This is a genomic window from Pantoea sp. App145 (assembly GCF_047947045.1).
GTDB lineage: Bacteria > Pseudomonadota > Gammaproteobacteria > Enterobacterales > Enterobacteriaceae > Pantoea.
This window is the reverse complement of record NZ_CP133290.1, coordinates 2,157,245-2,172,297: the sequence shown is the minus strand read 5'-3', so window position 1 is coordinate 2,172,297 and position 15,053 is coordinate 2,157,245. Positions and strand designations below refer to the sequence as shown.

The 15,053-nt window shown below is 54.2% G+C and carries 14 protein-coding genes; 8 read left to right on the top strand and 6 right to left on the bottom strand.

Annotated features, from left to right (window positions below; genetic code table 11):
- Positions 1-17: 17 nt before the first annotated feature.
- From RCF31_RS09980 to RCF31_RS09970, 3 genes are all read left to right on the top strand, one after another.
- Complete coding sequence (locus RCF31_RS09980) at positions 18-887, top strand: AraC family transcriptional regulator (protein WP_416410170.1); 870 nt, start codon at positions 18-20, stop codon at positions 885-887.
- Between the two features lie 107 nt (positions 888-994).
- A complete protein-coding gene (locus RCF31_RS09975; protein ID WP_299457649.1) occupies positions 995-1,324 on the top strand; it encodes a DUF1493 family protein in 330 nt (109 codons plus the stop codon).
- 97 nt (positions 1,325-1,421) lie between these two features.
- Positions 1,422-2,471, top strand: coding sequence for a DUF1176 domain-containing protein (locus RCF31_RS09970; RefSeq protein ID WP_313683364.1), 1,050 nt, complete (start codon positions 1,422-1,424; stop codon positions 2,469-2,471).
- Between the two features lie 93 nt (positions 2,472-2,564).
- Here the strand turns inward: RCF31_RS09970 and RCF31_RS09965 are convergent, their stop codons facing one another.
- Positions 2,565-3,239 (bottom strand): YecA family protein, encoded by a 675-nt coding sequence (locus tag RCF31_RS09965; protein ID WP_416410167.1) that lies wholly within the window; start codon positions 3,237-3,239, stop codon positions 2,565-2,567.
- A gap of 233 nt (positions 3,240-3,472) precedes the next feature.
- Here RCF31_RS09965 and RCF31_RS09960 point away from each other — a divergent pair, with 233 nt between their 5' ends.
- The 4 genes from RCF31_RS09960 to RCF31_RS09945 all read left to right on the top strand — a co-directional run bounded on the left by RCF31_RS09960 (position 3,473) and on the right by RCF31_RS09945 (position 7,232).
- Complete coding sequence (locus RCF31_RS09960; RefSeq protein ID WP_416410165.1) at positions 3,473-4,492, top strand: isopenicillin N synthase family dioxygenase; 1,020 nt, start codon at positions 3,473-3,475, stop codon at positions 4,490-4,492.
- Between the two features lie 16 nt (positions 4,493-4,508).
- Positions 4,509-5,294 carry a MetQ/NlpA family ABC transporter substrate-binding protein gene (locus RCF31_RS09955; protein ID WP_416410163.1) on the top strand — a complete coding sequence of 262 codons (786 nt, stop codon included), beginning with the start codon at positions 4,509-4,511 and terminating at the stop codon, positions 5,292-5,294.
- A 136-nt stretch (positions 5,295-5,430) separates the two neighbouring features.
- A complete protein-coding gene (locus RCF31_RS09950; protein WP_416413241.1) occupies positions 5,431-6,597 on the top strand; it encodes a serine hydrolase domain-containing protein in 1,167 nt (388 codons plus the stop codon).
- A gap of 173 nt (positions 6,598-6,770) precedes the next feature.
- A complete protein-coding gene (locus tag RCF31_RS09945) occupies positions 6,771-7,232 on the top strand; it encodes an RcnB family protein (protein WP_416410161.1) in 462 nt (153 codons plus the stop codon).
- Here RCF31_RS09945 and RCF31_RS09940 read toward each other — a convergent pair.
- Positions 7,222-8,670: a PLP-dependent aminotransferase family protein gene (locus RCF31_RS09940; RefSeq protein WP_416410159.1), complete on the bottom strand. Its 1,449-nt coding sequence runs from the start codon at positions 8,668-8,670 to the stop codon at positions 7,222-7,224. The two genes, RCF31_RS09945 and RCF31_RS09940, sit on opposite strands and share 11 nt — an antisense overlap.
- 107 nt (positions 8,671-8,777) lie before the next feature.
- On the opposite strand from RCF31_RS09940, the gene RCF31_RS09935 reads away from it, so the two are divergent.
- Positions 8,778-9,491 carry a GNAT family N-acetyltransferase gene (locus RCF31_RS09935; RefSeq protein ID WP_416410157.1) on the top strand — a complete coding sequence of 238 codons (714 nt, stop codon included), beginning with the start codon at positions 8,778-8,780 and terminating at the stop codon, positions 9,489-9,491.
- Here the strand turns inward: RCF31_RS09935 and RCF31_RS09930 are convergent.
- The 4 genes from RCF31_RS09930 to RCF31_RS09915 all read right to left on the bottom strand — a co-directional run bounded on the left by RCF31_RS09930 (position 9,484) and on the right by RCF31_RS09915 (position 14,988).
- Positions 9,484-9,996 (bottom strand): hypothetical protein, encoded by a 513-nt coding sequence (locus tag RCF31_RS09930; RefSeq protein ID WP_416410155.1) that lies wholly within the window; start codon positions 9,994-9,996, stop codon positions 9,484-9,486. The two genes, RCF31_RS09935 and RCF31_RS09930, sit on opposite strands and share 8 nt — an antisense overlap.
- 171 nt (positions 9,997-10,167) lie before the next feature.
- Positions 10,168-11,769, bottom strand: coding sequence for an APC family permease (locus RCF31_RS09925; protein WP_416410153.1), 1,602 nt, complete (start codon positions 11,767-11,769; stop codon positions 10,168-10,170).
- A 319-nt stretch (positions 11,770-12,088) separates the two neighbouring features.
- Entirely contained in the window at positions 12,089-14,386 is a 2,298-nt protein-coding gene (opgB, locus tag RCF31_RS09920) for a phosphatidylglycerol--membrane-oligosaccharide glycerophosphotransferase (protein WP_416410151.1), read from the bottom strand.
- A gap of 212 nt (positions 14,387-14,598) precedes the next feature.
- Entirely contained in the window at positions 14,599-14,988 is a 390-nt protein-coding gene (locus RCF31_RS09915) for a tautomerase family protein (protein ID WP_416410149.1), read from the bottom strand.
- Between the last annotated feature and the right edge of the window lie 65 nt (positions 14,989-15,053).

The following is a 15,053-nucleotide window of genomic DNA, read 5'->3' as shown; positions in this document are numbered from 1 at the left end:
CCGGCAAGGAGAATGCCATGTCAGCCAATAAACCGGATGCTTACCGCCAGCGCTTCAATAAGGTGTTCGATTATATCGACCAACACCTGGATGATGCGCTGTTGCTGGAACAACTGAGCGAAGTTGCCCATTTTTCGCCGTACCATTTTCACCGCCAGTTTACTGGCTACTGTGGTATGACACCGGGGCGCTATATCCAGTTGATGCGTCTGAAACGCGCGTCGTATCGGCTGGCATTTAATTCTGCCGAGAAAATTATCGACATTGCACTGGATGCGGGATTTCAGCACGCCGAGTCGTTCAGCCGGGCTTTTAAACAGGTGTTTGCCATGACGCCGAGCGAATTCCGTCATCAGCCCGCCTGGGTGAGATGGCATCAGTGCATGCCGCCGCTACAGCCAAAACGGAGAGAGAGCATGCCCGTCACAATCATAGATTTTCCCGCCACCCCGGTGGCGATGTTGTCGCATTTCGGTCAGCCAGAGCGAATTATGGAGACCGCTGCGCGTTTTATCGCATGGCGTAAAACCACGGGGTTATCCCCTATTATCAGCAGCCAGACTTTTGGTATCGCGCCCCATGATCCCGCCACCACACCGCCGGAAACCTTCCGCTTTGATATCTGTGGATCGGTAAACTCACCGATTCCGGAAGACAATTCCTTCGGTGTGGTGAATGGGGTGATTCCCGCCGGGCGCTGTGCGCAGTTGCGTCATCTGGGTTCACACGATGCATTAGCAGAAAGTGCATGGACGCTCTATCGGGACTGGTTACCCGCCAGTGGCGAAGAGTTGCGTGATTTCCCGCTGTTCTTCCATTACCAGAATTTTATCCATGACGTCCCTGAGCACCAGCTCATCACTGACATCTATCTGCCATTGAAATGATCAACACTCCCGGCGGCGTGTGCTGTCGGGAGTTTATCGACACGTCCCGCCCATATCGTGGCAGAATAGCTGCCTGACTCATCGGAATTCGCAAGGGGAAAGACGCTATGTCAGATGACATCGAACAGCGCATCTACGAGCTTGTCCGCCGCTACGATGGCGTATATTTGTTTAAGCAAAGAACGCTGACACCGCAGATTGATATTGATAGCGATCTTAACTTTGAGGACGATGAAGCCGCTGCTTTGATGGAGGAGTTTTTTGCCGAATTCAATGTGGCACGCGGTACCTTTGCCATAGAAACCTATTACCCTCCTGAGTTATCCCTGAGCGAAATCCTCAATCCTTTTAATAAGCGTGCCGTGCCGGTGGTACCGGATTTCACGCTGGGTATGTTGATTGAATCGGCAAAGGCAGGACGCTGGTTATATGAATAGCGTTTCGATGATTTAGTCACATGTTCGCCAAAAATTCACTTCTCCCCGTCCAAAAAACTGCGCACACTAGCCACCTTTACCATTATGGAGAGATGGCATGACTTCCCGATACCTGCTGGCGCTCGCGCTGTTCGCCAGCATGGCTGCGCCGCTGTGGGCAGACGACAGCGGCGTTTCTTACAGTCATAAAGACTGGGAGCTGGCGTGCGACAACACGCTGACCTGCCGCGCGGCGGGCTATAGCACCGAGGAAGGTGCGGGTGGATCGGTATTGCTGACGCGTCAGGCGGGCCCGGGCACCTTGGTGAGCGGGGAAGTGGTGCTGGCCGATACCATGGATGAGGAGCCGAAGCCGGTAGCGGCGCTGTCGCTGTGGATCGACGACACTGCTCTCGGTGAGCTGCAAAAGACCGATAACGACGAATGGCGCTTAACCGAAGCACAGACACAGGCCGTGATCACTGCCGTCAAAGGCAGTGGCACCGTCGAGTTTCGCGGCGGCGTTGAACCGTTTGAGCTGTCTGGCAATGGCGCTTTTGCCACCCTGCTGAAAATGGATGATGCGCAGGGACGTATTGGTACGCCCGGTGCGATGATCAGAAAAGGCGATAAGCCGGAGAGCAGCACGCTGGTGGCGGTGGCGGCTCCGGTGATTCAGCAGGTGAAAGTCATCAAAGCCCAGCCGCGCCCGTTAAGCGCACAGGAGCTGTCATCGGTGAAGCCGCAGCTCATCGCTTCGCTTACTGATGATGACAGCTGCGATAATCTTGAGCCGTCTGACGATCAGCCAGAAGCTGGTGCTGAGCCCATCACGCTGACGCCGGTCGATGGCTCACATGTCCTGATTTCCGCCCTATGCTGGCGCGGTGCCTATAACGAAGGTTATGGCTACTGGCTGATGGATAAACGCCTGCAACAGAAACCCGAACTCATCACCGATTCCGCTTCAGACTACAGCGATGGGGTGATTTCGCTGGCACAAAAAGGGCGCGGGATCGGCGATTGCTGGAGTACGGCTGCCTGGGTGTGGGACGGTAAAGATTTCCAGCAAAGCAGTGAAGCCACCACGGGCATGTGTCGCGCTATTCGTGCGGGCGGCCCGTGGCAACTGCCGACGCTGGTGACCAACGTCAAACCTGCGCGATAAATCGCGCCGCTACACGATGTGTGATGATTAACGCTGTAATCCAATATCGCAATGGGCCGTAGCGGCGCAATTTATTGCGCACCTTAATAGTTGTTACTTCATGCAGCACTGCTTGTATTTTTTGCCGCTGCCGCACGGGCAGGGATCGTTACGGCCCACTTTCTCCCCGGCAAAATACGGCACCTGCGGCGCTGGCTCGGGTTGTGCAAGACGCTGTTCCTGCCAGTAATCATGCAGTTGCAACGCTGCCGGGAGAATCGCCTCGATGCTGGCCTCAAACTGTTCCGGTGAGAAGCCGTCGAGTTTGGCGAAATTTTCTTCGCTGCCATGCAAAGCGATGGCATCAAGCGCGGGCTGCTGCGCTTGCGGCAGGGCAGACCAGTCATCCAGCGCGACGCCGCGCATATAACCAAAGCACCACTCTTCCACCACGGTGAATTCCTGGCCTTCCATCTCCCGCGTGCCGAACAACGGATCGAACTGGTCCGGGAATTCGCTTAAACGCTCGGCGATATCGTTCATATGCTGGAACGTCAGGGTCATAAAGCGATCCATTTCGCGCTCGCTGGACCACTTCGGAATATATTTCTGGCCGCCCCACATCGCCACCAGCCATTCGCTCGGCTCGATGTCGTTCGGGCCAGAAAGCAGCGCTGTCAGCATGCCATCGAGTTCGGCGACATCCACCACGGAATGTTCATTGCCGTATTTCTCCAGCATCTCCTCCAGCCAGTTCAGTTCTTTCTCGGTTAACGGGCCCTGGTTCATACGGCATCTCCTGCGTCTGTGCTTATTGGCGGGCGCATTGCCCAACGTCGATAACGCGCGATTATAGCGGCAAGCATAGTGATTCAGCCATCAATTGCCACTTTATGACTATCCATTGCTGAACCTCTCCTAAAAATCATTTCCCATAACATATTGCTCAACATTATTGGCCCTGATTCGCGACCAATGTCAGCGTAAATACCGACACTTGCTGCACAAAGGACGCAACTATCATGGGCATAAGCACCTTGCCAGTACTGGATTTGGCTCTGCTCGAATTACCCACCGCTGAACAGGCAGAACATCTTGCCGGGTTACGGGAAACTGCGCGTGATATCGGTTTTTTCTACCTTGTTAATCACGGCATTAATCCGCAGCTGCTGCAAAATGTGCAGAGTCTCACCCGCGCCTTTTTCGCCTTAGCGGAGACGGAAAAACAGCGGGTGTCGATGATCCATTCGCCACATTTTCGCGGCTACAACCGGGCGGGCGTGGAATATACCCGCGATCAACGTGACCAGCGTGAGCAGTTTGATATTGGCGCTGAACGGGCTGCACTCACGCTGCTGCCGGGGGATCCCGCTTGGAAGCGCCTGCAGGGGCCGAATCTGTGGCCGGAGGCGCTGCCGCAGCTGCGTCCGGTAATTTATGCGTGGCAGCAGGCGATGACCGATGTGGCTCTGCGTTTGCTGCGTGCCTTCGCCAAATCGCTATCGCTGCCCGCCAATGCTTTTGATGCGCTGTACGGCACCCATCCCAATGAACACGTCAAACTGATCCGCTACCCCGGCCAGGAGGCGGAGGCGAGCCAGCAGGGAGTGGGTGCGCATAAAGACTCCGGCTTTCTCACCTTTTTGTTACAGGACGAACAGCCGGGGTTGCAGGTGGAAGTCACGCCCGGCAACTGGGTGGATGCGTTGCCGAAACCCGGTGCCTTTGTGGTGAACATTGGCGAATTGCTGGAACTGGCGACCAATGGCTATTTGCGCGCCACGGTACATCGTGTGGTGTCACCACCGCTGCGCAAGGAGCGTATCTCCGTGGCCTTTTTCCTCGGCGCACAGCTGGATGCCCAGGTGCCACTTTATCAATTGCCTGCCTCACTGGCGGCGGAGGCGCAGGGGCCGACCAGCGATCCTGCTAACCCGCTGATTCGCGAGGTGGGCTGGAATTACCTGAAAGGGCGTTTGCGATCGCATCGCGATGTCGCGCAGCGTTACTACGCCGACACTCTCAATACCGTTAAATCATAAGAACTAAGGAAAACATATGCATAAAAAGGTGATAGCTGGACTGGCGTTATTTTCGCTGATGACTACATGGGCCTCGGCTGCCGCATTACGCGTGGCAGCCGATCCGGTGCCACACAGCGAAATCCTTAACCAGATCAAACAGACGGATAAGCATCTCGATCTGAAGGTGATTGAACTGAACGGCAACCTCAATGCCAACGAGCTGCTGGCGCGTGGCGATGTTGATGCCAACTACTTCCAGCACGTGCCTTACTTGCGCGATCAGGAAAAAGCGCTGGGCGAGAAGTTTGTGGTGGTTGCGACGGTACATATTGAGCCGCTGGGGGTTTATTCGCACAAAATCAAATCGTTGAAGGATATCCCTGATGGTGCACAGGTTGCGGTGCCAAATAATGTCAGCAATCTGAGCCGCGCGCTATACCTGTTGCAGGCGAATGGGGTGATTAAACTGAAGGGGAATGGCGATGCCAGTACGCTGGTGACGACTGCCGACATCAGCGACAATCCGCATCATCTGAAGATTATTGAGATTGAAGCGCCACAGCTGCCGCGTGCGCTGGATGATGCCACGCTTGCGATCATCAACGGTAACTATGCTTTGCAGGCGGGTCTGGTGCCGTCGAAGGACGCGCTGGCGCTGGAACAGGCGAAGGGCAATCCCTATGCGAACGTATTGGTGACGACACCAAAACTGGCGCATGACCCGCGTATTCTGGAGCTGGCGAAAGATCTTGAGTCAAAACAAACAGCTGAATTTATCAACCAGCAGTACAAAGGGTCGGTGATTCCGGTACATCTTTAATTCCTGTCACCACCCGTATTCTGCGGGTGGTTCTGTGTTATATTTCGCCAGATACATCAGCGATGATTTCCCCAACCTGTTAATTTGACTTAAAAATACCTGTGATCTTCCCTTTTATCTCTGAGATGGCTTTGTGATGAGGCTGTTCACGCTACTGGTGATGGCGGTGTTGCTCAGTGCCTGTGGCACTCTGTCGCAAACGTCTGCCCCGGTGAGTGACGACGTTTATCTTTCGCACGTCACCCTCCATGAAAATGTCGATGATATGGTGCGGCATTACATGCAGCAGAAGCAGGTTTCCGGCATCAGCATTGCCATTATCCATCAACGAGGTGCGCCGCAGTTTTACAGCTTTGGCATCACTGACGCGGTGCATCGTTATCCGATCACCCCGGATACCTTGTTTGCGCTTGGATCGCTGAGTAAGGGGATGACGGCCGAAGTGATCATCGAGCTGGTCAATCGTGGCGAACTGCACTGGAATGATACGCTGGCGACTTTGCTACCTGCCTCGGTATCGCTCAGCGCCGATGCCAGACGCATTACGTTGCTTCAGCTGGTGACGCATACATCCGGTCTGCCGCGTCAGAATATGGATTTGCCGATGTTGATCAAATTCATGCGTTATCTTGCCAGCGGTGAAAATTTTTATGGCAACCTCGACAGCGATGCGGTGCTGGAGTATCTGGCCGATTTTCGCGCCCCCAGCCACCCGGCGGCACAATATTCCAATCTCGGCTACGCGTTGCTTGGCTACATTCTGCAACATCGTTTCCATCAGAACATTGAAAGCCTCGCGCAACGCAATCTGTTTATCCCGCTGGGGATGGCCAGCAGCAGTTTCGAAGCAACAACGCTGCGTAATTTCCCCTGGCGAGCGTTGGGTCACGCGGGTGACCAGCCGAAGTTGATTGCCCGTGGACAGCTGGCGCCGGACTGGCAATTTAACAACAACATGATGGCGGCAGCCAGTTTGTACAGTAACGCGCGTGACCTGATCCGTTATCTCGACGCGCATCTTAGCGCGACATCCGATCAGGCGATTAATCAGGCTTTCGCGCAGGTCGGGCAGGATTACCAGCAGCATGGCAACCAGTCGCAGAATATTGCCTGGGTTACCGATCATTATGGTGAGCAGAAAATCACTTATCAGGTCGGTTATATCGGTGGGTATTCCAGCTTTATCGGGTTTGATCAGCACAACGGCAACGCGATTGTGGTGCTGCAAAATGCGTTTAACTGGAGCAACTACCTTGGCATTGCCTTGCTCAGGGATTTGGCGCACAAGGATCGCCAGCCCTGATGTAACATGGTTGCTTGCAATTTTGCTTAGCGGAAAAGCGCATCGGCTGTTGTATGCTGTCGGGCGAAATTTGACGCGCAGGTTACGGGGTGCAAAACGCACCGGGGAACCTTCCGCGTTCTGCACTTGTCAGTACATTGAATCGGTAATAATCAACCAGAGTGGAAATCACCATGCGCAGGACTCACGCTGTACTTCTTTCTGCAGGACTTTTTCTGGGCTCGTTAACCCTGACGCCCGCCGTGCTGGCCGAAGGCGAGCAAACTGATAACGTACCCACGCCACCGCAGGTGGAACAAACCGCACCGGACGCGCAGGTCCAGACTCCGGTTACCGACGCTCCGGCGGCCGCTGCCCCAGCGCAGCCGCAGGACAATGCGGCACAACCCGCAGCACCGAATAATTACGATCTGACCACCATTGTCATCGACTATAAAGAATACAAAGTCGGCGATGTGGTGCCGGATCAGTATCGTGGTAAATCCTACATCATTGCTGAATGGCAGCCGCGTCATCTGCCGGCTCCGCAGGAAAATACCCATTGGGCGTATATCAACGCCAACTACATCCTGATTACCGACGATACTGGTAAAATCGTGATGGCAAAATCAGGTGATATCTTCTTCAAAGGCTAAGTAAGCGCGCTAACTGCGCCACTGCATTGCCAATCTGACTGGTGCTGGTGTTGCCATATCCCAGCACCAGTCCCTGCTGTTTCTCCTCCCCCAGATAAAACCCCGATAACGCACCCGGTGCATAACCCGTTTGTATCAGTTGATCGACCAGCGTGATATCCGCGAGGGATGCTGGTAGCTGCATCACCAGATGCATCCCACATTCTCCGCCGAGTAACGGCACCTTAGCGCCGAATTGTTGCATCAAGGCTGCACGAAGGGTGGCCTGGCGTTGGCGATACAGACGGCGCATTTTGCTCAGGTGACGGCTGAAATCGCCACTGCGCAGGAAGTGCGCCAGCGCCTGCTGCTCCGGACGGTTGCCGCCACGCAGCAGTTCATGCAGCGCCGGGCGTAAATGGGGGACCAGCTGTGCGGGCAGCACCATAAAACCCAGACGCAGGGCAGGAAACAGCGTTTTACTGAACGATCCTACGTAGATGACCGGTGTCTGCGGAGCCATACCCTGCATCGCTGCAATCGGTTCGCCGCTGTAACGAAAATCGCTGTCGTAGTCGTCCTCAATGATCCACGCCTGATGCTTTGTAGCGGCAGCCAGTAGCGTCAGACGGCGTGAGGCACTCATTACCACGCCGGTGGGATACTGGTGGGTCGGTGTGGTGTAGATCAGACGTGGCGGGCGCTGCTGCCAGTCCTCGGGTTGTGGTGCCAGCCCCAGGGCATCAACGGCGACCGGTTCGATACGCATATCACCCGCGCGCATGGCGGCTTTGGCCCCGCGATAGCCCGGTTCTTCTACCCAGCCAGTCTCACCCGGATTACTCAACAACAGTACGCACAATGACAGGGCCTGTTGTGCGCCTTCAGTGATAACAATTTGCTCGGGCGTGCAGCGTACACCCCGCGCCAGAGCGAGATGCTGTGCCAGCGCCTCACGTAATGTTCGCTCGCCGAGAGGATCACCATAGCCCATCAGGGCCTGCGGTTGATGCAGCATCACGCGATTGAAAGCTCGCCGCCACTGGGCCAGAGGGAAGTGTGATAACGCGGGGATACCGGGTCGCAGTGCCATCTCCTGGTTCAGGGTACGGTGAGAGGAACGCAACTGTGTCACGCGTGAGGCCACCCTTATTTCTGCGGCGTTTGCCGGGTCAGGGGAGGGCTGCGGTAACTGCGCGATGGGACTGACACGGCTGCCCTGGCGATCGCTGGTGAGAAAACCTTCTGCCTGTAGCTGCGCCCAGACGGCAATGACCGTGTTACGCGAAACCTGTAGTTCCGCCGCCAGCTGACGCGTGGCGGGCAGGCGTGTCCCTGCCGGCAGCTTACCGGCCAGAATTGCCTGGCGGATGCGCTGAAAAAGCTGTTGTTGCAGGGTTAAGGCATCATCGCAACGCAATGGGGCCAGGAGCAGGGTGCTGAGATCAAAGGTGTTCATGCTGCGCTCACGTGGATCTATCAATTAGTCTGATTGTGGTGCTTTTTAACGAGCCAGCAAAGTGGCAATCTGCTGTTCACACCTCATCCAGCGACAGGGAAAATATCATGTCTCAAAATACCAATGCTTACGGACAACCGGTGGGTTTTGCGTTGCCAGACTGGCAGCCGCGCCCGTGGCCGGAATTTACGACTTTTACCGGTGACTATTGCCGTCTCGAACCACTCAATGCGGAACGGCATGGCCAGGAGTTATATGCCGCCTATGCGCAAACCGGGGATGGCCGGGACTGGACTTATCTGTTTGCAGAACCCTTCGCCACTGAAGAGGCTTATCTGGCTTATGCGCGTCAGATTGAGAATGGACGCGATCCGATGCATTTTGCGGTGATTGACCGACAAACCAACCGGGCTGTGGGTACACTGGCGCTGATGCGTATCGAACCCAATCATGGTGTGCTTGAAATCGGGCATGTGGCGTTTTCCCCCTTGCTGAAGCAAACACGTATGGCGACCGAAGCGCATTTTTTACTGATGCGTTATGCGTTTGAGCAACTGGGTTACCGACGTTATGAGTGGAAATGTGATAGCTGTAATCAACCCTCACGCAAGGCGGCACTGCGGCTGGGCTTCCAGTCTGAAGGGATTTTCCGTCAGGCCATCGTCTACAAAGGCCGCAGCCGGGATACCTGCTGGTTTTCCATTATTGATAGTGAGTGGCCGCAGGTGAAACAGGGATTTGAACGCTGGCTGTCGGCGGATAACTTTACCCCTGAAGGTACGCAGCGCAACCGGCTGGAAGCGATGCGTCAGGCTAGCTGATAAAGATATATTTGCTGGCGGCAAGCACCACGGCACAGGTGGCCGCCATCATCACCCGCTTCAGCCATTGCAGTTCTTTCTTCATACCGATGATGTCCAGATGTAGGGTATGAATCTGGCCATCCGTTTTTTCAAACCGTGCGTCAATTTTATCGAAGCGTTTATCGACCTGGTCGAAACGTTTGTCCACCTGCTCAAAACGTTTATCAACCTGTTCGAAACGTTTATCAACCTGTATGAAACGTTTATCGACCTGATCGAAGCGTTCATTGACGTTTTTTTCAAACAGGTCAACGCGCTCTTCTAATCGGTCAACGCGTTGATTGAGGGCCTGCTGCCCCTGTACCACGCCCTCCATTGCCTGGGCGAGGTCGGCCTTCGTCAGTGAATGTTCCTGCTGCATTTCGGCAAAGATCTCGACCAGCACTTCTGCCTGCCGTTCTTCCACGCCTGCCTGCTGCAGAGATTTGTATGCTTTATGGGTGTTCATCATCGCCAGTGTCATCCATGTTCTCCCTGATCCGTTTCCTTGTGCGGAGGAAACTAACCAGGTTGTGATAATTACGCTATGCAACGATGTTTATTTTGCGCGCCGTCTCGAAAAAAATCAATTAGTACAACGAGTAACGCGATATGAGGCAGGGTTAGCCTGCACCGAAGTGCAGGCGGGAAAGGATTAATTGTGTGCGTATTTGCCGCGGACGCTATTGCCGGATGACGGCGTTTCATCCTCTTCATCGGTGATGGCGGGAACTGACAGGCTGGCTTTCACTCCCCAGAAATAGCAAACCAGTGAGGCGACAATCACCAGGACCATATCCAGTGGCGCGCTAATCACCCCACTGCCACCGTAAGTACCCAGCATGGAAATCACCATCACCGCAATGTAATAGGCCAGCAGCCACCAGGCGCATTGTAAATCACGGCTGAACTGGCTGTTTTTCTTGCCAAAAATGGCGTAACCAATCCAGGCAATAATCAGTATCGGGATGAGGATTTCATTCACCGACCAGCCACTCCAGTAAATCAGCAGGGTACTGGCAACAAACGCCAGCGGGCTGAGAATCGCGGCGACTGGCAGGCGGAATGGGCGCTGCATATCTGGCAGATGATTCCGGAAGGCGCCCAGCGTTACCGGACCGGGCATATAGGTGAAAACGGTCGCCGAGGTCACTGCGCCAATCAGACCACCCCACACCTGAAACTCTGATGGCAGCGTCCAGACGATAGCCAGCAGCAGCGATAACCACAACGCGCCACGCGGTACGCCAGATTTCGCATCCACTTCGCCAAACACCTTGAACAGGTGACCATTGCGCGCCCAGGCAAACAGCACGCGTGCGGCACCGGCCAGGTAGATGTTGCCGGTCCCGGCTGGTGAAATCACCGCATCAATCAGGATCAGGTTAATCAGCCAGGTCAGGCCAAGGCTGCGCGCCAGGTCAGCATAAGGAGACTGGAACACCTGCTTCAGGCCAGCCCAGCCATGTTGCGACAGTAAATCTGTGGGCACCGCACCCATAAAGGCGTATTGCAGTGCCAGATAAATCACGAAACTGACGGCAATCGCGATACCAATTGCCAGCGGTACGTTGCGCTGCGGGTTTTTGGCTTCACTGGCGAAATCCACCGCCTGGCGAAAACCGAGGTAGGCAAACACAATACCTGCGCCGGTCAGCGAGCTGAACACGCCATGCGCGCCGCCTGGGGGAGCCGGTGGAACATCGAGGTTGGGTGCATGGAAATAAAGCAGCAGCGTGCCGATGGTCAGCAGCGGCACGATGAATTTGAAAGTGGTCACAATGGTATTTACGCGACCAAAGAAGCTGACGCTCCAGTAGTTAAGCAGGAAAAATGCCACCAGCAGGCCAATCTGTACGGCAAAACCGAGTCCGGTTGGGCTGCCGTCAGCATGGCCGAGCGCGGGCCACCAGTAGATGGCGTATTGCCGAACCGCTTCCACTTCAACCCCGGCAGTACTGGTGTAGGCCAGCAGTGAGCTGACGCCAATAACAAAGCCGACGATGTTGCCATGGGAATAGTTGGGATAGCGTACAAAGCCACCCGCCCGTGGCAGAGCCGATGATAGCTCGGCGTAGACCAGGCCGATCATCAGCACAATGACCGCCCCTAACACCCATGCCCAACCGGTGTTACTGCCTGCATAACCGGAACTGTTTAGCGCCGCATACAGCCAGCCGGATCCGATCATCGATCCAATGCCAAGTAACGACAGATCGACCAGCCCCAATTTCTGTTTCAGTCCACTTGACGCCATATAATGCCCCTGTGATGTGTTTATCTGAATGGATTTCAGTTTTGCTTATTAAATGTTGTGGCAGGGGGATAAAGCATATCGCGTGCCAAAATTATTTTATTAACGTGATTGTTTTTTTGTGAAATAAACGCGGGTGGTGAATGGCTGAATAATTGGCTTTTGGCTTGATGAATGATGCTAAATAAACTTTCTGACGCAGGATGATGTGCCTGAAATAGCGGAAGCACGGTGCATGGCGCACCGTGATGATCCGAAATATATATTATGATTGTAGTTGAAACATTATGTCATCCCTGGTTGAGAAATGACATAATTCAATTTAACTCTGTGGCTGAGGAATGATTTTAATATCCACCATGCCGATGCCTAATTTACGCGGATCCTGGCCGATGATATTCCCCACATTGGACAGCTGCGGTTCCGGCGGTGAGATAATTAAATTATGGCTGCCACCGGGATTGGTGAAATGCAGGGTCGTAGTCGATACATCGTCCCCCAGGGTGATGTCCTGCTGTTGATCACCGACCCGCACCGGGATCGGCCGATGGGCATTCGGGCCAAAGGCGCGCGCGGTGATCACCACATCAAAACGGCCAGGTAACGGGTCAACATATTCAATGTTGACCTCAGGGGCCAGATTGGCGTTGGACCAGCGTCCCCACAGTTCCGGGCGCGAAATACCGGTAAAACTTTTTACGCTTAGCGGTGCACCGGGCACGTTGAGCATAAAGCTGTCGGCGCTGTAGCGGATAGCGTTGTCTTCGATACGAATTTGCTGCTCGTTTTGCTGATACTGCGCGTCGCTCAGCGGGGTTTTCGGGAAGGTGGCTTTGCCTTTCCACACCGGCTTATCGATACGGGTCACGCTCGGTTGGCCCCCCATTTGTCCCATCGCGACACAAAGATCGCCGGACAGCGCCAGCTGTGGTTGCCACAGACGCGCCATCTTAAAGCAGCGGTCAACCCAGACAAACTTATCGGCAGCGGCAAAGTCCGCCAGTTGATAGCGCAGCGGGGCGGAATATTCGCCTTCTGGCAGTGGCTCCACGCGTTTATCACCGACACGGAAGAGAATGGGCAGCCTGAAGGTGGTTCCGGAGAAACTAAAGGTCCCTTTCTGCTGATCGATGGTGAAAGCATCAAGCTTGCTGGGGAAATTCCACAGCTGAATGATATCCGGTTTCCACGCCAGCACCTTCTGCGCCATGTTATCAAACTGCGCAGACAATGAAGGGCTGCTGAGGCCACTACGACCCAGGCCAATGGCCTTATCGCCGCCGAGAATATCCAGCACGGTGGCACCGTTATCCAGCGTACTCCGTTTACCGTCGATCACTTTGGCCTCAGGCTGATCGCCACGAATCACCATAAACAGGTCATGACGAGGTTGCTTGATCAGATATTGATGGGCGGTGTTGTTCATAGCCAGGTGATCAGACGTCACCACAATGATGGTGTTCTTAAACCAGGGCGAGGCTTTGATGCGTGCAATCAGGCGTGCCACATGTTCCTGCGAACAGGCAACGGCGCTGAAAGACTGGTTAGGTTTACCGTCATAGCTATAGCTTTTATGTTCACAGGTACGGGAAATAAAGCCATCCGGGTGGTGTGTATCAACCGTCAGGGTAAAAAGTGCGAAGCGTTTTTGCTGGCTTGACAGCTCCTCAAACTTTTTAAATACCTCATCCATCACGGTGTCATCGTAATAACCCCAGTTATTACGATAGTTGGGATCGGTCACACGGTCTTTCAGTTCCTGCGCACCGTACATATGGGCCGGGTCAAAACCATGTGATTTCAGGAAGGTGTCTTTACCGGCGAAGCGTAAATCCGCCCCCTGAATAAACCAGTTCTCATAGCCTGAATTTTTCAGGATATCGCCGAGGCAAACATTCTGCGGGAAGAAACTGGAGAGCGCTGCGGAAGCGTTATCCTGGAATGGCGCAAACAGCGGGATACCACACTGTGAGCCGACCATCCCGGCAATGGTGTAATCAGTGCCTGGCAGTTGCTCGGTGTTGCTGAAATCCAGGCTTTGATCTTTTTCCCGGCTTAGTTCGGGAGCAAGACCTGGAAAAGTTTGTTCATTAAAGTAAGTCCGTTCCAGACTTTCGCCATAGATGTAGACCAGGTTGAGCTTTGGCTCGGCAATGACCGACTTGGGTGTTTTGTAATAGGTCTCGAAGTCAGAATCCGCCTGGCGGTTATGGGAGACGATCAAATCTTTGACCTGACGAAATGCCGGGGTGGTTTGTACCGAACCCGCAGCGCAGGCGATAGCCAGCAGACTCCAGCCAAGATGATGCTGCTGTTTACGGCGGCGCAACAGCCAGGAGAGCAGGCAGAACAGCAAAAACAGCGCAATGATAAGCCCGATGCCAGGCACCACGTATTTGCTGATACCCGCACCAGTCAGGCTGTTGGTCAGGGTATAGAGTACCGCGTCATTGATGCCGTCACCGGTAAAATAGTTGCTGGCATACAGCGTGGTATTCAGCACGATAAACAGGGTAAGCAAAACCAAAATCAATACGAACCAGAACTTATTTCGCCCGGCTTTGTAGGAATAGACTGCGATTGCAGCCAAAAAAAGTACAACCGATATGAGTTCGGACAAGATTCAGATCCTCAGGCTAATTGAATACGCATTCCGTGCGTAACGACCCTCTGCGGGGGTTTTCGCGTCAATCTATATTGGCTGTCACATGGCTGCAACATGACCAGTCAGATTTGTGCGGCTGATTTGAATTTGTTTAAAGCGGGTTTAGGCGGGCTATGGTTTGGGCTGGCAGCATAGGGTTGCTGCCAGCAGGGGAGCGGGGATGAGGATCAGAGTTTGCCAGTCAGATACTGTGCTTCGCCATCGGCAAAACTCCAGTCACCTTTGTTATTCGTGATAAAGCTGATCATCAGGTCGTTACCCTGCACGCCACAGTTTTCCTGCAACTCGCGTGCTAACTCTGCCATGAACAGCGTTTTCTGTTCTTCACTTCTTGGGCTGGTGTACACCCGCACCATCACCAGGTTGTCACTGCGTTCAAAGCCGAGGCCAGTGTCCTGGAAAATCATTTGGTATCTTTTATTTTCGTGAACAATCTGATAACGATCGCGTGCCGGGACTTTAAACGCGGTTAAGACGGCGCGGTGAGCGGCATCCAGCAGTGTACGTAATTCTGATTCAGAACGGCCCTGAATAACATCAAACTGGAGTAGCGGCATGATTAAACCCTCGTTTTTGCTCACATGAAAAGAGTAGGATGTGGGGCTATGCTGCCGCGTGCCGC